16 protein-coding genes and 3 pseudogenes are annotated in these 20896 nt (G+C 44.6%); 14 read left to right on the top strand and 5 right to left on the bottom strand.

Annotated elements, in window-relative coordinates:
* Positions 1-9: 9 nt before the first annotated feature.
* The 5 genes from QUA56_RS30690 (at position 10) to QUA56_RS30670 (ending at position 6131) form a co-directional block, all read left to right on the top strand.
* Positions 10-894 carry a tyrosine-type recombinase/integrase gene (locus tag QUA56_RS30690; RefSeq protein WP_333365950.1) on the top strand — a complete coding sequence of 295 codons (885 nt, stop codon included), beginning with the start codon at positions 10-12 and terminating at the stop codon, positions 892-894.
* 1434 nt (positions 895-2328) lie between these two features.
* Positions 2329-3306, top strand: a complete 978-nt coding sequence (locus QUA56_RS30685; protein ID WP_333365947.1) for a Gfo/Idh/MocA family oxidoreductase — start codon at positions 2329-2331, stop codon at positions 3304-3306.
* Positions 3307-3471: 165 nt separating this feature from the next.
* Positions 3472-4851 (top strand): flippase, encoded by a 1380-nt coding sequence (locus QUA56_RS30680; RefSeq protein ID WP_333365944.1) that lies wholly within the window; start codon positions 3472-3474, stop codon positions 4849-4851.
* A gap of 267 nt (positions 4852-5118) precedes the next feature.
* A complete protein-coding gene (locus tag QUA56_RS30675; RefSeq protein WP_333365942.1) occupies positions 5119-5553 on the top strand; it encodes a helix-turn-helix domain-containing protein in 435 nt (144 codons plus the stop codon).
* A 26-nt stretch (positions 5554-5579) separates the two neighbouring features.
* The gene (locus QUA56_RS30670; RefSeq protein ID WP_333365939.1) at positions 5580-6131 is read left to right on the top strand and encodes an IS630 family transposase; all 552 of its coding nucleotides are present in this window, start codon (positions 5580-5582) and stop codon (positions 6129-6131) included.
* 47 nt (positions 6132-6178) lie between these two features.
* On the opposite strand, the gene QUA56_RS30665 is transcribed toward QUA56_RS30670, so the two are convergent.
* Positions 6179-7477, bottom strand: coding sequence for a nucleotide sugar dehydrogenase (locus QUA56_RS30665; RefSeq protein WP_333365937.1), 1299 nt, complete (start codon positions 7475-7477; stop codon positions 6179-6181).
* A 94-nt stretch (positions 7478-7571) separates the two neighbouring features.
* The gene (locus tag QUA56_RS30660) at positions 7572-8363 is read right to left on the bottom strand and encodes an IS5 family transposase (protein WP_333365999.1); all 792 of its coding nucleotides are present in this window, start codon (positions 8361-8363) and stop codon (positions 7572-7574) included.
* A gap of 110 nt (positions 8364-8473) precedes the next feature.
* Between QUA56_RS30660 and QUA56_RS30655 the strand changes: the two genes are divergently transcribed.
* Together QUA56_RS30655 and QUA56_RS30650 are read left to right on the top strand one after the other, a co-directional pair.
* A complete protein-coding gene (locus QUA56_RS30655) occupies positions 8474-9172 on the top strand; it encodes a sulfotransferase family 2 domain-containing protein (RefSeq protein WP_333365934.1) in 699 nt (232 codons plus the stop codon).
* 146 nt (positions 9173-9318) lie between these two features.
* On the top strand, positions 9319-10830 hold the full coding sequence (locus QUA56_RS30650; RefSeq protein ID WP_333365931.1) for a hypothetical protein: 1512 nt from the start codon (positions 9319-9321) through the stop codon (positions 10828-10830).
* Positions 10831-10980: 150 nt separating this feature from the next.
* Here QUA56_RS30650 and tnpA read toward each other — a convergent pair.
* Together tnpA and QUA56_RS30640 are read right to left on the bottom strand one after the other, a co-directional pair.
* Positions 10981-11163, bottom strand: a pseudogene (gene tnpA / locus QUA56_RS30645) (IS200/IS605 family transposase); the annotation flags it as partial.
* A 124-nt stretch (positions 11164-11287) separates the two neighbouring features.
* Positions 11288-12090 (bottom strand): annotated as a pseudogene (locus tag QUA56_RS30640) (transposase).
* Between the two features lie 160 nt (positions 12091-12250).
* Between QUA56_RS30640 and QUA56_RS30635 the strand changes: the two are divergent.
* The 7 genes from QUA56_RS30635 to QUA56_RS30605 all read left to right on the top strand — a co-directional run bounded on the left by QUA56_RS30635 (position 12251) and on the right by QUA56_RS30605 (position 18991).
* Positions 12251-13180: an NAD(P)-dependent oxidoreductase gene (locus tag QUA56_RS30635; RefSeq protein WP_333365929.1), complete on the top strand. Its 930-nt coding sequence runs from the start codon at positions 12251-12253 to the stop codon at positions 13178-13180.
* Positions 13104-14354 carry a glycosyltransferase gene (locus QUA56_RS30630; RefSeq protein WP_333365926.1) on the top strand — a complete coding sequence of 417 codons (1251 nt, stop codon included), beginning with the start codon at positions 13104-13106 and terminating at the stop codon, positions 14352-14354. Before QUA56_RS30635 ends, QUA56_RS30630 begins: the two co-directional genes overlap by 77 nt.
* A 17-nt stretch (positions 14355-14371) precedes the next feature.
* A complete protein-coding gene (locus QUA56_RS30625) occupies positions 14372-15148 on the top strand; it encodes a class I SAM-dependent methyltransferase (protein ID WP_333365925.1) in 777 nt (258 codons plus the stop codon).
* Positions 15149-15158: 10 nt separating this feature from the next.
* Complete coding sequence (locus tag QUA56_RS30620; RefSeq protein WP_333365922.1) at positions 15159-16139, top strand: polysaccharide deacetylase family protein; 981 nt, start codon at positions 15159-15161, stop codon at positions 16137-16139.
* Positions 16117-16977 (top strand): TauD/TfdA family dioxygenase, encoded by an 861-nt coding sequence (locus QUA56_RS30615; protein WP_333365919.1) that lies wholly within the window; start codon positions 16117-16119, stop codon positions 16975-16977. Before QUA56_RS30620 ends, QUA56_RS30615 begins: the two co-directional genes overlap by 23 nt.
* A 68-nt stretch (positions 16978-17045) precedes the next feature.
* Positions 17046-17891, top strand: a complete 846-nt coding sequence (locus QUA56_RS30610; RefSeq protein WP_333365917.1) for a radical SAM protein — start codon at positions 17046-17048, stop codon at positions 17889-17891.
* 59 nt (positions 17892-17950) lie between these two features.
* On the top strand, positions 17951-18991 hold the full coding sequence (locus tag QUA56_RS30605) for a hydroxyacid dehydrogenase (RefSeq protein ID WP_333365914.1): 1041 nt from the start codon (positions 17951-17953) through the stop codon (positions 18989-18991).
* 103 nt (positions 18992-19094) lie between these two features.
* Here the strand turns inward: QUA56_RS30605 and QUA56_RS30600 are convergent.
* Positions 19095-19806, bottom strand: a pseudogene (locus QUA56_RS30600) (IS630 family transposase); the annotation flags it as partial.
* Positions 19807-20896: the final 1090 nt, after the last annotated feature.

Raw genomic sequence — 20896 nt, 5'->3', positions numbered from 1 at the left:
ATGCCCAAAATGACTCTCGCTATTTCCAATCAACCCGTCCCACAAGTCATCGCTCTTGGCACTCCCACTGCCCAATTAATTGACTTGTGGGTACATGGCAAGTCTAAAAATACGGCGGCTCTCTACCGTCACGTTGCCAATCTGTTGCTAACCACAATTGATAAACCGATACAGTGGCTCACTCTTCAAGATTGCCAAGGTTTCGCTGATACTTTATACGGAAAGGAGTTATCTACTTCCTCCCGCCGCACCTATATATCTGTTGTGAAAAGTCTACTGTCTTTTGCCCACCGCACCGGGCTGATTCCAGTTAACGCTGCTGCTGCGGTCGTCACTCCCAAACCAAAGGATACTCTCTCCCAGAAAATCCTTTCTGAGCTAGAGGTATTGACGATGATTGCTCTAGAACCGTGCGTGAGGAACAAGCTGATTCTCAAGACTTTCTATTACGCCGGACTCCGGGCCTCGGAATTGTGCGATTTGAACTGGGAGGATTTGACAAGTAACGGTGAAAGCGGGCAACTCTTGATTTATGGCAAGGGTGGCAAGACTCGTGTAGTGCTACTGCCACAGACTTTATATATTGAAATTTTGAACAGCAGAGGGGATGCAGGGAATTCTGAGCCGATTTTCAGGAGTCGGAAAGCGGCTAACGGCGGCCGCTTGCACAGGATTTCTGTAACGCACTTAGTTAAGGAAGCTGCTAAACGCGCCGGAATTTCTGAGAAGACTAGCGCTCACTGGTTGAGGCATTGTCACGCTTCCCACGCTCTCAACCGGGGGGCGCCGATTCACTTACTGTCTCAAACTTTGGGTCATGCTTCAGTTGCCACAACTAGCAAGTATCTGCACGCGAAACCTAACGATTCTAGCGGTCTGTACTTGGTAATGTAGGGTGCTCAGATAGTCTTACACTTACCTGCTATATGTCTTACTTATCTCACAACTGTGTCTTACTATCTCTTGACAAATGTCATACATATCGCTGAGTTTGTAAGACATATTGGTAAGACAAACCCAGACGCCACACACTACACCGAACCTTGAAAAATGAATAACCTCGACCACCCTGATAAGAATCGCGCTACTAGCTGGCAAATCACTCATGCTAAGAGTGTAAGACGCATAACTTCACATAGTCTTACGCTTGTTGAATGTTTTACAGTATCTGACAATTTTGTCTTACTACATTATTTTGAAAGATATCATACAAACTGTCATAGCGTAAGACATACAGGTAAGACAAAGCACCAGGCTTACCAACAAACTAATGCTGTCGCGAGTCCAAGTCAAACGTATAAAATCGGATATCCCAGCCTGCAACTTTAATCGCAACGACTTAGAAATTGCAGGTGAGCTCGCGTCTGGCGCTCGGCGGCGGAGTAACTCAAGGGCGTGAATCAGCTCTCTTTCTCAACGGATTCTCTCGTTGTCAGCGGTCATTTTCAGTACCACGCCTCCGTTCTGACACGGCGGCCGGGCCCGAGAGCCGGCAAAACGATTCCGGCGATTCTGTTGGAGGCCGAAAATTCTCGTTGCAGCGCCGGGCCCTGCTGCAGGGAAACTAAAACACAGAGCCACTTAGACACCACAGCATCCGTCCAAGCTCAGCCCACCGTTCGCTTAAAAAGGGGTGGGGTAATTAACAAAGACGCTTGCCCATGAACAACAGCAACGATGACCTCGAATCCCTTATCCGCTCGGATAGCCCGGATGGTCACAGATGCGAATTGATTCCTGTCACTATTACCCCAGACTGTGCCAGAGGATACCTGTCTTTCGGAGTGGCACAGTCCGGAGAAATTGATCAATCTGTGATTGACGATTACGCGCTTTCAATGCAGGACGGGGAGTGGAAAGCTGGCTCAATACTGATTTTCTCCCTCCGACTACAAGATTATTGATGGCTATTACCGTTTAGCGGCGGTTGCGAGCGTCAGGGGTAGCAGTGGAATTCTATCTAGTCCGGGGAGTGCCTAGCAATCTCTAATCCCAGTTGCCCCATCCGTTTCTGGATGGGGCTTCATTTTTACCCGCTAGCTATCGGAAAATACTCCTAGCCGCTTAGACACCACAGCCCCGCCCCAAATCGGACGGAACCTATTTTTACCCTCCTGCCATCGTAAACCTGCACTATCAAATCCAAATGTTACATCCAAAATGGTAAGGTGGAGTTTGCATTACGGTTTACATCATAGCCAAGGTTACCCTAGATAACTTTGGCTGTCATGTCAAGGAAGTCCATTGACAGAAATTCGACAACTCGCTCGATATGCGACTAGCTCAAAAACTTGGGTTTGAGTGTGCCTTGAGGTGGGGATTTTGGTTATGACTGTTTTAAACAACTCGGACATCAGAGTAGTAGTGATTGGCGCGGGATATATGGCGAATAAAGTTCATTATCCAGCTCTGTCTTCCTTTAACGATGTCAAAATTGAAGCGATTTGCGATCACAATGCCGATAAGCTCCACGATACTGCTGCAAAATACCAAGTTCAAAAGACTTATTCTGATTACAGACAAATGATTGAAGAAGTTGCTCCAGATGCAGTTTTTGCAATTGGTCAGCCTCATACGATGTACGATGTTTGGATGTGGTGTCTCGAACATAGTTTAAATCTTTTTATCGAAAAACCATTAGGTTTGAATCTTCATCAGGCGCGAGCATTGGCTTATGTTGCAGAATCTAATAACTGTGTGACTCAGGTGTGTTTTCAAAGGCGAGCAAGTCCCATCTTACAAAAACTGGTTGGGGAATGTAAAGCGCAAGGTTCGGTTACTTATGGTTCAGTTGAATTTATCAAGAATTCACTCGTACCTTTTTTGGGAGCTCGAGATCGAATGTTTGACGACGGAGTTCATGCGATCGATACGCTGCGTTATATCTGTGAAGGAGAAGTCGTTGACATTCATAGCGTAACTAAACGGATAGGTGTCCCGAACATCAATCTGATTGCTGCATTGCTTGAATTTGACTCTGGAGCATACGGACAAATTCACTGTAATTGGACTTCAGGTTACAGAAGATTTCGTGTGGAAATTCACGGAGCTTCGATTTGCGCTGAAGTAGATTTAGAAGGGAGAGGCTATCTCCATCGGGATGGAAATGTTAGGGGAACGGAGTTTGATGCTCGACAGTTGGCTGGAAGCAATGAAACCTTTATTTTTTGCGGCTTTCAGCTTAAAATTAGAGAATTTTTAGACTGTCTGCGCTCTGTAAAACAACCAAGTTCAAATTTCTCAGATGCTCTCAAGACACATATCATTGCTGAAAAAATACTGGCTAAGGATTTACTGGATCGATAAGCTCTTTATGTTGGCACAAGAGCTAAAGAGAAGGGGGGCAGATAATGTCAATTGGGGCAAGATGAAAATGTGTTGAATCTTGTCGCTATTTTACTTAGAGATAGGCTTTTCTCTGATGTAAAATTAGCTTTGTTTTCCTTGGATTAAAGCAAATTATTTTTCTATATGAATCAAACCCCACCAATCCAAATCGAAGATAGTATTCAATTTATCAACTTGAGCAAATCAAGTGCTTTTGTTCTATTTTTGGAATCTGTAGGGAGCATTCTTGTTTATCTTACTCAAATCCTTCTTGTACGATGGATGGGAGAGGTCGAGTATGGGATTTACGAATATATTATCACTTGGTCTCTATTATTAGCTGTACCCATAAATCTTGGTTTCCCTCGGGCAGTGGTGCGTTTTATCAGTGAATATCACTGCCAACAAAATTGGGGACTTTTACGCGGAATTATCCTCGGTAGCTGGCAGTTAATAATTGGTGTAAGTTTGTTGGTTTGTCTGCTCGCTACGGGATTGATTTTCCTGATAAACCACTATCATCATTTTTCTTACGTTTCTGTTTTACTTATCGGTATTTGGTTGATTCCCTTACAAGGGTTAGCGATCTTGCAAGAAAACATATCTATAGGTCTAAAGAAGTGGTCTATCGCCTATATCCCCACTAAAATAATGTATTCAATCTTAGTTATTATGGGAGGGTTCTTGCTTTGGCGAAATCACTATATTCTGAGTGGCACTCTTATGATAAAAGTGACTTTAGTGATTTTAGGAGGAACAATTGCAATACAAGCTGTTTTGATATGGTGGAAATTCAATCTCGAAACTGTTCCTGCACTTCCTGTCTATGTACCGCGAATATGGTTAAAAGTTTCTCTTCCCTTGCTTTTTCATCATGCTTTTCGAGCAGTTCTCGTTAACACAGATATTTTAATGTTAGGTTCACTGGTTGGCGCGGGTGCTGTCAGCCTTTATAGTTCAGCTTCAAAAACTGCTCTCTGGGTCAGTTTTGTTTTACAATCCATCAACACTGTCATTGCCCCCACTTTTGCAACTCTCCATATACAAAACAATCGAAAACAGTTACAGAAAGTTATCTCTATCGTTACAATTTGGATGTTTTTTTCATCCAACGCTATTGCATTAGTTTTAATTCTTTTTGCCAAACCCATTCTGGGAATTTTTGGGACAGAATTTATCGAAGCACATTGGGCATTAAAAATTCTCGTCATTGGACAATTAATTAATACCCTATCCGGTTCTGTTGGTAATTTACTTTCTATGACAGGCTATCAAGAGCAATTAATGTTGGTTTCAGGTTGTACGGCTTTAATCAATCTAAGTTTAAATGCGATTTCAATCCCACTTTGGGGAATAGTAGGAGCGGCACTAACAACTAGTTTAACACTGAGTATTTATAATATTTGGCTTGTAATAATCGTGATACGAAATTTAGAAATCAATCCTACTGTCTTTTCTAGTTTGGCTTTGCTTAAAAAGAGCGAAAAGATTGATAAAGAAGAGTTAGAATCGTTAGATATTTAGAGAAGAGGGAGTTTTTAATTTGAGTTTAGCAAAACAATATCCCAAGAGGCTATTGGTAAAGTGGAAAGGGTATAAGTTGCGTCTTCATGACAAGCTTTTGTCACATAAACGCTCAATCATTGAAACGATTAACGACCAACTCAAAAATATTTATCATACCATCTCCCTAAAAGTATGCTATAATAACAACTAGATTTTGAGGACTTTTGAATGAAAGTAAATTACCAAGAAAGAATTGATTTAAGCGTTGGGGAATAAAAAATATTTTTGTCGGAGCAGCGAACTATAACTAACAGGCAAAAAATTCAGGCACTTTATTGGTTAAAAGCTGGATATAGCCCAAGCCTTACAGATGTAGCAGAACGTTTAGGGGTACATAGGATAACTGTAAATAGATGGTTAAAACAATATAGTGTTGGCGGTCTGCACGCACTGCTAAAAATAGGAAAATCAACTGGTAGACCTCGAATAATTCCTCAAGCTGTAATAGCTGGATTATCAGAGAAATTAAGTGAGGAATCATGTGAATTCAAAAGTTATAAAGAGATTGGCAAGTGGGTAGAAGACAAATATGAAATATCAGTTAAATATCAAACATTACACAAGCAATTATACTATCGAATGAAAGCTAAATTAAAAGTACCAAGACGTTCGAGTATCAAAAAAGATAAGGCGGCGGGGATAGAGTTTAAAAAAAACTAAAAAAATTACTAAAAGTCGCTTGGTGGTTGGAGTCTATAAGCCCCAGACCCGCAGAAAAGGGACTGAAATATTGGTGTCAAGATGAAACAAGAATTGGCTTAAAAATAATTGAAATAAAAAAAATTACAGCTTTGGGAGTTAAACCAATAGGTAAAGTTCAATGGAATTTTAAATCCTACTATTTATATGGTGCAGTTGCGCCACAAACAGGAGAAAGTTTTTGGTTAGAGTTCTCACATCTAGATGGTATGTGCTTTCAAATGTTCTTAGATCAACTAGCCGAGACATATCCCGCTCATTTAAATGTTATCCAATTGGATAATGGAAAGTTCCATCAAAGTAGTAGCCTAAAAATACCAGATATTCTACTAATTTTTCAACCACCATACAGCCCTGAATTGAATCCTATTGAGAGAATATGGTCACACATAAAACAAGAATTGAGTTGGGAAATCTCTAAAAATCTAGATGGTTTTAAAGAAAAAGTTGGCGCTTTTCTGGGGGAACTTTCAACAGAAGAAATAGCATCTATAGCCGGATGGGACTACATTTTATCAGCTTTGGCTACTGTTGCATAATTTTGGAGAACTTGCCCTTAGTTCTTAATTCACGCAAGAGGTCTACTCTACAAGCTCCAATAATTGACGTTTGGCGGTATTTTATCAGGATCGAGGGCTGATTTTACATCCATTAGGACTCCATTGGGGCGCAGGCAAGCAAGCAGTTGTTCACAAGGCATATCTAGGTAGGCTTTATGAGTGACGGTAAGGACGACTCCGTCTAGATTGGACAAATCTGACCAATCTGCAAGCTGGATGCCATATTTTTGCTGCGCCTCTTGGGCATCGGCTAAACAGTCGTGGACTAGGGTTTCAATACCAAATTGCTGCAATGTAGTCACTATATCTGGCACACGGCTATTACGCAGGTCAGGTACATTTTCTTTAAAGGTTAGCCCTAAAATTCCTACCCGTGCGCCCTCGATGGGTAAATGACAATGCATTAGGAGCTTAACCAAACGCTGCCCCAGGTATGTACCCATACTGTCATTGATTCGCCGACCAGCTAGGATGACCTGTGGGTGATACCCTACTTCTTCGGCTTTGGTGATTAAGAAATAGGGATCGACACCGATGCAGTGTCCACCAACAAGTCCGGGTGTGAAGGGCAAAAAGTTCCATTTGGTTTTAGCTGCGGCTAAAACATCGCGGGTGCTGATGCCCAGGCGATCGCAAATTAACGCTAACTCATTCATCAGGGCAATGTTCAAATCTCGCTGAGTATTTTCGATGACTTTAGCAGCCTCTGCCACCTTGATCGAAGGCGCTCGATAAACACCAGCATCGATGATGGTTTCGTAAACTCTCGTTACCCGTTCTAGGGTTTCAGCATCTTCCGCAGCTACCACTTTGACAATTTTTTCCAGAGTATGAGTCTTATCACCAGGATTAATTCGCTCTGGTGAATACCCTAGTTTAAAGTCAATACCCTGCTGTAAGCCAGATACCTTTGCCAGAACTGGCCCACAAATATTCTCGGTGACACCTGGAGTGACTGTGGACTCATACACCACGACCGCACCTGGTTTTAGCACTGTGCCAATTGTCTCGGAGGCTTTAATCAGAGGAGTCAGGTTAAGCTTGTGGTTGCGATCAATGGGAGTTGGGACGGCAACAATAAAGAAGTTGGCTTTTGATAGATGGTCGGGGTCTGAGGTGATCTTGAGACTGGAGAGGATCAGGTCATTGGGGGAGACTTGGCCAGTCTTGTCGATACCCTGTCTTAAGACTTCGACTTTCTCTACGTTGATATCAAACCCAACGGTGTCCGGGAATTTTTTGGCTAAGGCTAAGGCTACCGGAAGACCGACATAGCCAAGACCAATCACCGCAATGCGATCTCTTTTATTGAAAAGACTCGACAACTTGTTAATCTGTTTCTACTGTTTGATATAATTGCACTATAAATAAATAATATCTTGTTTAGAGGATGTTTGAAAAGTTGTAGCGGGTCAAATTTTACGCCAATCGCCTAACCATAATCCGAATCATCGCAAGGTAGATAAAGGTTTCGGAGGTTTCCGGCAATAACTCGTAGTCGCGAACCAAGCGGCGACAGTGCATCAGCCAACCGAAGGTGCGCTCCACGACCCCTCGCTTTTTGAGCAGGACAAACCCCTTGGTCTGTTCTAGGCGCAGCACAACCTGGACAATCCAACGACAGAAACAGATTACCCATTGCATGAACGATTCACCGTCAAAGCCCCCATCTACCCAAATCGTATGCAGGCGAGACACCGCTTTGCCCTGCTGCCGCACCTGTTGGAGTACCTTTTTTCCGCCTTCACGTTCTCCGGTACTGGCTGCTGCCACCCAGACACGTAGTACCAAGCCGAGTGTATCGACCGTGGCAAATCGCTTGCGTCCTTTGATCTGCTTGCCTGCATCGAAGCCGACTGCCTCATGCACGCCGGCAGCACTTTTCAGGCTTTTACTATCTAACACTGCTTCCGATGGACTGGGATATCGCTCTTGTTCAATTCGGGTGAAACGGTACAAGCGATCGTGCAAGCTCAGCCAAGTTCCATCTTTGCGCCAATTACGAAAATAGCTATATAGGGTTTGCCAGCATGGAAAATCATCAGGTAAGGCTCGCAAACGCACTCCTTCGATTAGCACATAGAAAATTGCATTCAGCACTTCCCACAAGTCCACTTCTCGCGGACGACCGCCCGGTTTGGCATCGGGCAGCAAGTCGCGCAGGAATTCGTATTGCGCTTGAGTCAGGTTACTGGGGTAAGATTTGCTTATGTGGCTCTCTTGGTGCTGTAGTTGTTGTATTTACAGCACATGACCAGAGAGCTTTTTTCCGCTTTACCTGACTTTTCAAACATCCTCTTAGGTTTATCTCAACTATACTAGTGCTTGGTATAAAAATGATCATTTCATATACTCACAAATTTATCTTTCTGAAAACACGAAAAACTGGCAGTTCGAGCATTCAAGTGGCGCTCTCATTAAGGTGTGGAGATAATGATATCATCGTCGGGGATGAAAATATCAATGGTTCGAACGTAGATAGAAACATTGATAAAGCCTTTTCGCGGAATGATCATGTCAACCTGATGCAAATGAAAATAGCCATTCCTGATAAGATATGGAACTCCTTCTTCAAATTCGCTTTTGTCCGCAATCCGTGGGATTTAGTTGTCTCTCGCTATTACTGGGAAAAGAAGGGAATTGGTTGTTCGGCTGCCGATTTCCGCGACTGGCTACCCCGATATGTCAATAGCGATTATGCAGAACCGGAACGCAATTCCCGAGGCAACATCGTTAAAAGGATTTGGGAAATCGGAGGTGGATACATCAACGATTTACAGACTCCATTTGTTTTCGATAAAGAAACAATCGGGATTCAGTTCGTTGGCCGATACGAAACACTTTCTACAGATTTTGACGCTGTATGCAGAACATTGGGAATTAAAACACCACCTCTGCCTCATTTAAAGTCGGGTTTTCGTAAAATCAGGAGACATCATGAGTTATATGATGACTTGTCGAGACGGCTTGTGGAGCGCGCCTTCGCAACAGACATAGACCATTTTGGTTATGTTTTCTGATAGCCTGGCAGGCTGGGTTGTTGCCATAGATTTTAGAATCGAATATAAAGTCAATAGACCTCTCCAGAAACTCAAGTTCAGGTACGCTATATCAAGGTTTTTCCCTCATTGCCGGATAGGTCGAGTAGACTAAAAAGTAGCTATAAATGAGTAACAATAATAATCAAAAAGCCTGTATCATCCTGATTGGATGCGGTCCGCATGCCAAAAGAGTCTATCTGCCGACCCTACAGAAATTAAGAGATCGCTTATATCTGGCTCTTGTCATTGATTTGAAAGAGAAGGAATCGGATGTTCGTGCTGCCGTTGCTAGTAAGTCGAATCTAAAACCGGAGATGTGGTTTATCGACAAATTTATAGAAACCATGCCAGAAGAATTGGATCGCAAACTCTCATTCTTCGTTGCTGAAAGGAAGGTTACTGGGGTGATCGTAGCTACTGAACCCCTTGTACATCGAACCTATGCTGAATGGGCATTATCTAACGAACTGAGCATCCTGATCGACAAGCCTATTTCTGCCCGGGCTCATTCTACCACTAAGCTGTCTAATGCCGATGGTATCCTTGATGATTACATGCTGCTGCTCGCTCGATACCAAATACTTCAGAGAAAAAAAGAGACTATCTTTACCGTCAACTCCCAGCGTCGTTTTCATCCAGGCTTCCAGTTTGTCAAGGAACAGCTTGTAGAAGTTGCAGAGAGAACAAACTGTCCCGTGACCTTTATCCAGTCCTACCATTGTGATGGACAATGGCGTTTTCCCAGCGAGATAGTGACCCAAGAATACCATCCTTACTGCTTTGGATATGGTAAAGCATCCCATAGCGGGTATCATATATTCGACACCTTATATCAGTTATATGCCGCGACAGGCATTGAGAAAAAGGCTGCTGAGTCAATGGAGATTGTTAGCTCGTTCATACAACCGAACGGATTTATCAAACAGTTAACCGATACTGACTATTACTCCTTGTTTGGAGAACGCTACAATGCCGTAAAGAAATGGACAGACGAAGAGCTTCAGGAGATATATCAGGGTTATGGAGAGATCGATCTTTCAGCGCTTGTAACCCTAAAAAAGCAAGAAGAATCGATCGCCAACTTCAGCATCAATCTTGTCCATAACGGCTTTGCCTGTCGAACCTGGCTTCAGCCCGGTGAGGATCTTTATAAGGGTAACGGACGGGTCAAGCATGAGAATTACAATATTCAGCAGGGTCCATTTCAAAATATTCAGATTCATTCCTATCAGGCTACCGACAAGCATGATAATATCGATGGTCTGGAAGATCATCTGGGGGGGAAGAATCACTTCGACATCCATGTTTTTAGAAATCCATTTTTATCGAACTCTCAAGGCTGTCTGAGAACCTACAAGCTCCATGAAATCTTATTCGACGATTTGACGCCAAACAAATCCGCGCTTGTGATGGAGCAGGTAAAGCATAAGGTAGTGGAAGAGTTCGTAGATTATCTGATTGGGAAAAAAGACAAATCAGAAATACGCTCTCAGATTGAAGACCACATTGTTCCAGTGCAACTTATGAGTAGTGTCTACCGCTCCCATATCCTACGCTCTCAAAACTTGCCCTGCGTAGTCAAGTCTCATTTTGGCCATTCTGAAAGTCAGACGCCATCGGTGAAGCCGGTGGCTTGATGAGTATGACCGCCCCAAGGGCGGGTGACCTTGCCGGAAGTCTCTAGACTCGTCTTTAGAACTGACCGCTACGGTCTGAATGATCTTGCTCTCGGATATACCGCTTGACCGCCTCTAGCTCAAAGCTAACAGTTGATACGGCATATCCTCATCCGGCATTAGATGATCCTCCACTATTCGGCACTCCTTCTGGCACGCTAGTTCATGAAAAATTGGCCCTAGAAACTGCCGTATCTCTCCAAACATCACTTTGCGACGGTATTTCGGCACAAAGACAACATGATATTTGCAGTCCCACTTGGAGTGAGACAGGCTTTGATACAATTCCGACATTCCTTTTTCCTCCTACGGATTTGCTTGCTCAAACCACCGTGGGAGTTACTTTACTGCCGGAATGCTTAAAACTCTTCGAGTCTCACTGGTCAAACCCTTAGTGGTGCAGAAATCTCAGACGGTATCAGTATGAGAAGGTAGTGACTTTAGAGAATTCGACCCGACAGTCTAACGTATCTCGTTTGCGGCGAGAGGCACAAGCGGGAGGCGGACTGTGCTTCGACAATACCCGCAATTGAGGTAAGCGTAATCGCTGATAGCAACAGCGGGCAAACTCCCTCAGACCGAGTTGCAGAAAACTCAAGCCTCGTTGTCCATAGCAACGCTACGACCGTCTTTGAACGTCACGTTCAAGTCCGACTTGGCTCGAATTGTCCAAGACCAGTGGTGCTGCTGCAACCAGTGCAACAGGGCTTGATGCTCAAACCCTCGGTCTGCCAGTAAGGTGACTTCACACCCCTTGGGAAGAACTTGTGCTGCACGAGCGTCTTGCGGTTGCTATTGCTCAAACCCGGCTGTGGCACTGCCATGTTCAAGGACAATTTGAGCCAAGTCGGACTTGAACGTCCGCCTTAGATCAGGCACACCTCGATGAGGCAAAACTTGTTCCACAGCCGACTGGTATCGAGGGTTAACAGCACTGGTTCCCCGCTCAACGCTTGCAGCGCATGGCGCAGGAGTGGCTCATAAAAGCGCTCGGCAGTAATCTGAGCATTGTAGACAAAGTAGTTGAGGCGTTCCATGTGATCCCGAGCACCACAGCAACGATGGGACAAATAGGGAAATCCACTCTCCCAAACAGGCACTTTTTGATTGCATAATGGCAGCGATGATTTCGGCAAAGCCTTGCAGGTGTCGTTGGTCTTTAGGCTTGACCCATTGACGCAACTGCTCTTGCAGTTGACGATACAGAAGGGGGATTTTCATGCATTTTGCTGTGAGTTGGGGAACTTCAGCGTCTCATGAAATGCCCCCTTCAAGCGATTCCTGTCTCAGATGAAATTCTCCCCATACCATTCTTTTCGGCACTTCTCTGCACCACTAAGGGTCAAACCAGTAGCTTATCTCAAAAATTCAGTTATGTCTTATGAAAACAATACTTCTGCATTCAGAAATACCAGAGGCGCAAAAGTTTCAGGAAGTCATAGAAGCGGAAACAGTTGGCTTTCGCGTTGCCCTCTCTATAGATGAAGTCGCGTCTGAGGAAGTCGAAATTGCGATAATCTGGTTGACCGTACCAGACTATCTGCAAAGATTACCAAATTTAAAACTCATTCTGGTCTGCGGCAGTGGTGTGGATAGTATTATTCATGTCGCGACGCTTCCTCGCCATGTTTGCCTTGTCAGATTAGTGGACCCATTCTTGCAAGACCGTGTTTCGGATTATGTTATTAAGTCCATTCAAAACTATATTCTCTCTAGGAAGGACTATTTCGAGTTAGAAGGTACATTCGATTGGGCAATTGATAATATTTCTTTTCCCAAACCAACAGTAGGGATTATGGGTTTAGGGCTGGTTGGGGAGGCTACAGCAAAAAAACTTTTGGCTTCGGGCTTTGATGTCTGCGGGTGGGTGAGAACATCGCGCTCTCGTGCTTTACCGCAAGTACATGTAGGAAAAGCGGAATTAGGTGATTTCGCTCGCAAAAGCCAGATTCTCGTCTGCCTATTGCCCCTGACGAATCAGACCCAAGGAATTCTCAACCGTCACTTATTTGACCAACTCTCGGATAGTTCTTTTCTGATCAATGTGGGTAGGGGAGATCATTTAAACGAGGCAGATCTCCTGGCCGCTCTAGACTCTGGCAAACTCTCCGGAGCTTGTTTAGATGTCTTTAAAGTAGAGCCATTGCCAGCCAATCACCTATTCCAGTCTCATCCCAAAATAACAGTGACACCTCATATAGCTGGAGGGCTTGTGTCTGAACAACAAGCCATGTATGCTGCGAAAGTTATTGCTCGCCATTACCGGGGCGATATTGTACCAGGAGTTGTCGATTTCCATGCCAGTTATTGACCCCAAGTATAGAATGAGTAGGACGCCCAGAGTTCTCATCCATTGTCAATATGTCTATGGCATTGGCCATTATGTCCGATCCGTTGAGTTAGCTCGGGGACTGAGAGAACGATTCGATGTCTTTTTGCTCAACGGTGGCGAAAGCGTCCCAAACTACGATCTTCCCCCAGAGGTTACCTGTTTCCAACTGTCGGCCATTTACAAGGACGAACAAGCCAGCCATCTTGTCCCGGTCGATCCATCCCTGAGCATAGACGATTGCTTTGAAGCTCGCGCATCAGAGATCGAACGGTTGATTGGCCAGATTGAACCAGATATTCTCATCACCGAACATTTTCCTTTTGGGCTGCTTTTCGAGACCGAAGTGATGAAATTGATCGCTCTAGTCAAAAAGTGTAATCCGAAGGCTAAGATAGTCAGCAGCGTTCGGGATGTTATTGAGTCCGAAGGGGGAGGACAGCAAGATGCCTATATCTGCTCTTTGCTCAATCAATGGTATGACCTGGTTCTAGTCCACGGTGACAAACAGATAGTACCTTTCTCTTCCAGTTTTCCCCTGGTGGAAAAAATCAAAATTCCGGTTCATTATACTGATTATATAGTGTATGCTGTTGCTCCCCAAATTCCAAAAGCCGATCCTCCGCTCCTTATAGTTTCGGTGGGTGGTGGGCGCTTGGGAGACGAGCTTCTTTATGCCGTGTTGGACGCTCATGAGACTGTTGCCAGCCAGTGGCGACACCACTTGGTTCTATTTACTGGTGCCTTTCAAAAAGATATCCAGAAATTACGCAGTCGCGTTGAAAAATATGCCCACTCCCATGTGACGATCCATGAGTTTGATCGCGATCGCTACCGTCAGATGCTTGCTGTTGCTTCGGCAGTCATCTGCTTGGGAGGATACAACTCTCTCCTAGAGGCAGTTTCTGCTCGCTTGCCCACTCTAGTTTATCAACGAAAGTTCCACGGGCAAAACAAAGAGCAGGTATTGCGTTCTAGTTTGTTTGAGCGCTCCGGTCTCGTCAAGATCCTGAGTCCTGACGATCTCACCGTTGACCGGATAGCCGCCCGGATCTTGGAGCTTACGGAAACCCGAGAAAGTCCGAATAACTACATCGGGATTGATGGTGCTGTGAAAGCTCGAAAACTCTTGGAAAGGCTATTAGAGGAATCGTAACAAATGGAGAATCGCCGATGAATGATGCACTCGTAGAAAAGAAATGGGATTATTCCAAGCAAGCCAGATTCTATAGCTATCGTCCCAGTTACTATGTTCGAGCCATTGATGCTCTTATCGCCTATGTGGGTGGGAAAGCTGACCATCAGGTTGTTGATATTGGTGCTGGTACGGGAAATCTTAGCATCATGCTACTGGAACGAGGTCTGCAAATCGTCTCTATCGAACCCAATGATGCGATGCGCGAGATTGGCATTAAGCGTTCCAGCCATTTAGAGCGCATTCGTTGGATACGTGCCACCGGGACAGAAACAACTCTGGCAGATCGGTCTTCGGACTGGATAACCTTTGGCAGCAGCTTAAGTGCTATGGACAGCTATTTGGCTATGAAGGAGACCTATCGTATTTTGAAGGACGATGGGTTTTTCACCTGTATTGGGAATCATATCGACTTTAACGATCCCATTTCAAAGCTGGCTGAAGCTGTCATTGTCTCTGTGATTCTCGATTATGAAAGTGGCGTTCGTCGGGATTGGGGGCAAACCATTGAGGCTTCCAATTTGTTCCAAGATGTGTTTTACTTTGAAGCCAATGTTTCCTACGAGCAAACCATTGACCGTTATGTGAACGCATGGCGCTCGGTACGCAACCCTTATTGGGATCTGGCAACACCTGAAGGACAAGCACTTTTTGAGCAGATTGTCGATCGCCTGCGTAGTGAAATGCCCGAAACCTTCACCATGCGCTATATCACCCGAGCATGGACAGCTCAAAAACGTGCTGGTGGAGATTAGTATTATTTCTATGTTAATTATTAATTTTCACAATGTAGTAGTGGAGCCTCTCAATACATACGATCGCGACGCTGCACCCCGAATCGACATCCACCAGTTCACCTTGGCAATCGATTGGTTATTGAAGAATTTTGAGTTGATTTCGCTTGACGAGCTACTTTGGCAATTAAACAAAAAGTCCGTCGACAATCGGGCAGCGACGTTGACATTCGACGATGGTTATTGTGGAGTATTGCGCCATGTCTTCCCTATCCTTGAGGAGCGTGGGATTAATGCTTCGGTTATGGTGGTCACCCAAGCCCTTGAGTCGGCTTCAAAACTCTTTCATTTCGAGGAACTCGAGATGGCTTTTCGTATGACAAAGACTAGTAAATTAAACCTCCCCGGGCGGCCCGCACAACCTGTTGAAACAGTCGCAGACCGTATGCGCTGCCTGAAGGCGCTCAAGCAGGAACTAAAACTCCAACCTGAAGCGGAAAGAAGGCAGAATCACGATCTACTGCTGCAAAATCTTGGAGTAACTCGCGAGCAAATTACAGAGGAATCAAAAAAATTTCCGGTATTTGAAAAATTAAATGCCGATCAATTGAAATTTCTCATGCGATCAGGTTGGACAATTGGCTCCCATACCCGTACTCACCGGACTCTGAGTTGTCTCAATGATAAAGACGCGATGCAAGAAATCTCAGATTCTCGCGACGAGATCCAAGCACATCTTGGCTTGACCAATATGCCCTTTGCCTATCCCTATGGTGGTCCGCAGCATATCGGAAGCCGGGTCTATGACTTGGTTGCCAAAAGCGGTTATTCCTGTGCATTAACAACGATCCGAGGTAGAAATACAGCGGATTCAAACATATTTCGCTTACGGCGGATCGATATAGAAAATTTATTAAGGAACCAGCCTGAAATTTTTGACAGTGTAGAAAAAACGAGGAAAACGAGTACCACAGGGAAACCTTACATTTATGAGCAATCTTCAATTCACTGAAAATGAAAGCGGAGTAGGGGTCACCGTCCCTTACGTCAATTTAGCTGCGGGATTGGGGCCGCATCATACTCTGCAAATTCGACAGCTATTGAACTGCTACCGTTTAGTGGTTTTTCCCAATCAGAATCTCACCGACGAACAGTTATTTAATTTTGCGTTCCGATTTGGTCCTCCTTTTGTTCCTGATAACAGTTTTCCCGTCTTAGGCAGCGTCGAAGGAGAGTCTGCCCCAGTAGTAATCATTGGAAACCAAGCCGATGATTACCCCAATTCCTATTTAGGTTTTCAGGAAGTCTTTCCCCATTCGGATCATCAATGGTTACGCTGCCCGTCGTCGGTCTCTTTACTGTATGCGGTGGATATCACGGAAAATTCTTCGCCAACAATCTGGTTTGATATGGCACGGGCTTATACCCTTCTCGATCAGGAAACCCGCGACACCATCCAAGACTTAAGGCTTATTACCTACAATCCGTTTTACCGTCCTTTCGGTTCCGTGTCTGCGAAATATGTAGATCGTCGGGTAGATGTTCCCCCCGGTGCAACCTTTCCCCACCCGCTGGTTCGCACCCATCCTGAAACTCGCGAACAAATTCTTTATTTGAATGCAGCCTACGAAATTGAGTTAGTTGGCATCCCCTACGATGTCGGATCTCCACTAATTGCCAGACTGCACGAACATATTCAGGGTCTGGAGTACCGCTACGAACACCAATGGCAAAATGGCGATTTGGTGCTGTGGGATAACCAAGCGACTTTGCACTATCGTCCCGCATTCGACCCCTCGGTACGACGGGTGCTTAAACGAGTCACTATTGGTGGGGGAATTCCTTACTAAAAAAATAGTTGTATAGAGTTGCCTAGTTACTAATTCCTGCTTAACATTCTAGTAAAAGAGGTTAAATTATGAGAATTACATCATTTCAGAGCTTGTTTGAGATCGATCATAAAGTCGAAGTGCGAATAAATGTTACCAACATTTGCAATCTGCATTGTAATTTTTGCGACCACGACGCGCATCTCCCATTTGACAAACACGGTGACAAGATATTCCGTAAAACACCGTTGGTAGCTACTCTTGAGGCAGTGGAACAATTTTGTAAGGTATTATCAGGTGTGGGGGAAAAAGAACGTCACGTACTCCAGGGGGGGGAAATCACCGTTCTTCCAGTGAAGTCGATTGTGCAGATCATTGAAACATTTCATTCATTTGGCCGACGCATAGGAATGCGTACTAACGGATACAATGTCACTGGCATTCCCTTAGATAGCCTGAATAAGCTTGAATTTATTTATTTGGATGCACATGGCAATAATCAAGAGGCGATCGAGCATTGCCGTGCTTTCCTAGGGAAGAACTATGAAGGGGAAGTCATTAACGAAGAAAGATTATACCATCGCGATCCAGCAGCCTTCCTCAACCACAGCCAAGGAACTATCGAACAGGGATTGAACTGCAATCATTTGCTGGCTACGTTAACCTATTTCCCACCAATAATACACCCCTGCTGCAATAGTTGGGCGCTTATGAACGCCTTAAACGATGGGACACTGGGAGAAATGCTGATTAAGGCGGGGTGGACAGCGGACAATCTAGATTTGAAGAATACTCTTGCCAACTGGCGGCAGACATTACCCAAGCCATTTCTCGAAACCTTTTGTGCTAATTCCTGTTATATGACTGCACCTAACATCAGTAGTCCCCCGCAACAAATTCAGCCCCATCATCTCGATAGGGCACTCAAGAGATAACCCCCTTTTCACCTTTCTACAGTAGATTTCGGGGATTTAAAGATGGGAGCGATGAGAGAATGACGATCTCGACGAAGAACACTAAGGTGTTGTACCTACCCAATAAGACTCATACTGAGAGGGTCTTTAGTGAAGAAGTCTTTTCACGGCTTAACGAACGATTCGATGTTACTCAGCTTGCAAGTGGTTCAGAAAGCAATTGTACCAGCGAACAGGTGGCCGAGGCTATTCCCGGTTTTGCGGCATTGATTACCGGATGGGGTACTCCGAGACTTTCTCGCGAAGTATTCGAGCGGGCAGACTCGCTGCAAATTATTTCCCATTCAGCAGGAAGTGTCAAGCAAATGTTACTTGAATGCGCTTATGAATATGTTATTCCACGAGGTATCTGCGTCTTTAGTGCAAATCGGGCTATAGCTTGCAATGCCGCAGAACATACGATTGGTCTGGCGATCGCGGCAAGCAGAAAAATCTTCGACCGTGCCTTGATGATTCGCAGTGCCCGAGATGGATGGCCAGATCGGATGCTGAGACCGAATGCTCAGTATCTCACAGGGAGTACGGTAGGCATTGTTTCGGCAAGTCAGGTTGGTCGGAAGGTCATCGAGTTGCTGAGGCCGTTCGATACAAGAGTGCTAGTTTTCGATCCCTACCTTACAGAAAACGAAGCGGAGACTTTAAAGGTTAAAAAGGTGGAGCTAATGGATGTCTTCTCTCAATCCGATTTTGTCAGCGTTCACGCACCCTTGCTTCCAGAAACCCGCTCCATGATTCGCCGCGTTCATTTTAGAGCCTTAAGAGATGGAGCTGTGTTTATCAATACGTCTCGTGGGGCTATTTTGGACGAGCAGGCGCTTATTGCTGAGCTTGAGACAGGGCGAATATCAGCAGCGATCGATGTTGCGACAGAAGAACCTCTACCCAAAAACAATCCTTTGTTATCTTTAGAAAATGTAATTGTTACGCCTCATCTGGCGGGAAGTGGTTATTATGGATACGCACTAATAGGAGAGGGTACGGTTCGAGCTTTGGAGGATTTCTTTGCAGGGAGACCTGTCGAAGGTGCCATTGACTTTGAAAAGTACGATATTATTGCTTAGCAAAAATTATCCACCATAAAGAATAGTAGACTTAGGATGCAAACAGCCGGATTTCGCAAATAACTGACATTGATGGGGTTACGAACTATACCTACTAGCGTGTCTAGACTAAAATGCTGGGTTGAGGATAAAGGCGAGCGAGCTTAATTCGGGTATCCTCTGTGATGAAACACCAATGAACTTTTGCCATTTCCTGATTGCGTCGTTGCTCCCATGCGGTAATTTCTTGCTTAAGAATTTGATCATTACCAATGCGGCGCTTTAGACATTGCTCTTGCAAGACACCCAACCCAATTTCCGTCACGTTTAACCAACTACCATTGCGGGGGGTGTAGTAAATTTCCAAGCGCCGGGCAAGGCGATGAGCTTCTTCTGGGGGAAAAGCTTCGTAAACAGAAGCAATATGATGAGTATTAAGGTTGTCACATAGAAGTTTGACCTTATTAGCATGGGAGTAGTCTTCATCCAAAAGTTGGCGGACTTCTTCTGCCCAATCAATACGAGTGCGATGTTCAAGGGCTGCTGACACGTCGCCAGCCTCGGATAGGATCAAAGAACATAAATAGGGCACGCACCCCTTGCCGCTCGTAATGATAATCTTCTTTAGCATCTTGATGTGGCTGCATAGGTATTGGCTCATAAACGTGACTATGTAGTTCAACTGATGCTTCATCCATACACACAAGTGGTTCTTCTAGAGTATGTTCACTTGTGTACAAGTCCAATACCACTTCCATTTGAGCTACAAACCTAGCTGTATCTTTTTCTGGAATACAGTAACGTTGTTTTTTCCAAGGCCGTAATTCATTTTTTTTAGTGCCTGACCTACTGTTTCCCGGTCGAGCGCTTCTAGAATATCGGCGTCGCAACGAAAAGTTATCGATTTCTTGTCTGACATATACCTTACTTACGTCTTACAATGTCTTACATTTATAAGACGCAACTTACTCTTTAGTAAAACATACAAGCAAAAAGTATTACAATTATTTGTGATTTGTCTTACTTATGTCTGACTATCTTGTATTACCACCCTTGATTTATGTTTTACACTCAGTAGGCAAAATGTAAGACAGTATGGGAGGACAAACGCCCGACACTGCCTAACTGATCCACTCGTTAGACAGCCCCACTCAGTCCCATATTTTTTGCAGCGCCCGCTTTTGATAAGGAGACTTTTCAATACCCTGAACGCAACTGCCGCCCTCGTTATAATCGATTGCCCTATCCGAATAAGCCTGCAATTCGCTATCACTGGCTCCCCATTGACCCTATAAATCCGAGTGCACCTTGACCAAATTAATGCAGAAAAGTCGCTCTGACTAATTCAAAATTTTTAGCGAAAAATAAGGAGGAAAAAAGAGGAGAAAACAGCACAGTTTTTACTCATTACACCTCTTATTTCCTACTTTTAGCCTCACAATCAGTATAAATGCCTATCACTTTTTGTAAAGAATTGTTGCTTTTAACACGATTTTTTGTATTTTAGACCCTTGTAAATCCTCCTCAATCCTCGTAATTAGTGTGCCAGTCGCATAGCAAGCCATGTCAAATAGACGTTATAGGGGGGTAAAAATGAGCAATTTATGGTTTTTATGGTTTTTGCAAGAGTGCCATAGGAATTGTTGGGAGTTGGAATGAGTTCACGCTTACTCTGGGCAGCCAAGGCTCGAAAGTTTAATGGGCAGTTTGGACTTTGACGCTCGCTGTAAACTCACTCGCGTGAGTCGATATTGAAGCCAGGAGCGAGCCAGTTGGTGTACAGGGCAGCCGCCTTTACGATGGAGCGTCGCCGGGCACGACGCAAGCCAGTCGGTGCAGTTCGGCATTAGCGGCGGATGCCCGACGCGATCGCGCCTTGCCCTCCTGTTTGCAAGCGAAGCAGCCGGCTGATGTCGATGATGGCGA

The sequence above is a fragment of the Microcoleus sp. N3A4 genome (genome assembly GCF_036701805.1).
GTDB lineage: Bacteria > Cyanobacteriota > Cyanobacteriia > Cyanobacteriales > Microcoleaceae > Microcoleus.
Note: the sequence above shows the minus strand (reverse complement) of the source record. Positions and strands in the feature narration are given on the sequence as shown.

Excerpts from the sequence above, each read along its gene's own strand:
- QUA56_RS30685 (WP_333365947.1), top strand. The coding sequence starts at position 2,329 with ATGACTGTTTTAAACAACTCGGACATCAGAGTAGTAGTGATTGGCGCG.
- QUA56_RS30630 (WP_333365926.1), top strand. The coding sequence starts at position 13,104 with ATGCTGCGAAAGTTATTGCTCGCCATTACCGGGGCGATATTGTACCAG.
- QUA56_RS30680 (WP_333365944.1), top strand. The coding sequence starts at position 3,472 with ATGAATCAAACCCCACCAATCCAAATCGAAGATAGTATTCAATTTATC.
- QUA56_RS30620 (WP_333365922.1), top strand. The coding sequence starts at position 15,159 with ATGTTAATTATTAATTTTCACAATGTAGTAGTGGAGCCTCTCAATACA.
- QUA56_RS30625 (WP_333365925.1), top strand. The coding sequence starts at position 14,372 with ATGAATGATGCACTCGTAGAAAAGAAATGGGATTATTCCAAGCAAGCC.
- QUA56_RS30690 (WP_333365950.1), top strand. The coding sequence starts at position 10 with ATGACTCTCGCTATTTCCAATCAACCCGTCCCACAAGTCATCGCTCTT.
- QUA56_RS30615 (WP_333365919.1), top strand. The coding sequence starts at position 16,117 with ATGAGCAATCTTCAATTCACTGAAAATGAAAGCGGAGTAGGGGTCACC.
- QUA56_RS30605 (WP_333365914.1), top strand. The coding sequence starts at position 17,951 with ATGACGATCTCGACGAAGAACACTAAGGTGTTGTACCTACCCAATAAG.
- QUA56_RS30610 (WP_333365917.1), top strand. The coding sequence starts at position 17,046 with ATGAGAATTACATCATTTCAGAGCTTGTTTGAGATCGATCATAAAGTC.
- QUA56_RS30650 (WP_333365931.1), top strand. The coding sequence starts at position 9,319 with ATGAGTAACAATAATAATCAAAAAGCCTGTATCATCCTGATTGGATGC.
- QUA56_RS30635 (WP_333365929.1), top strand. The coding sequence starts at position 12,251 with ATGAAAACAATACTTCTGCATTCAGAAATACCAGAGGCGCAAAAGTTT.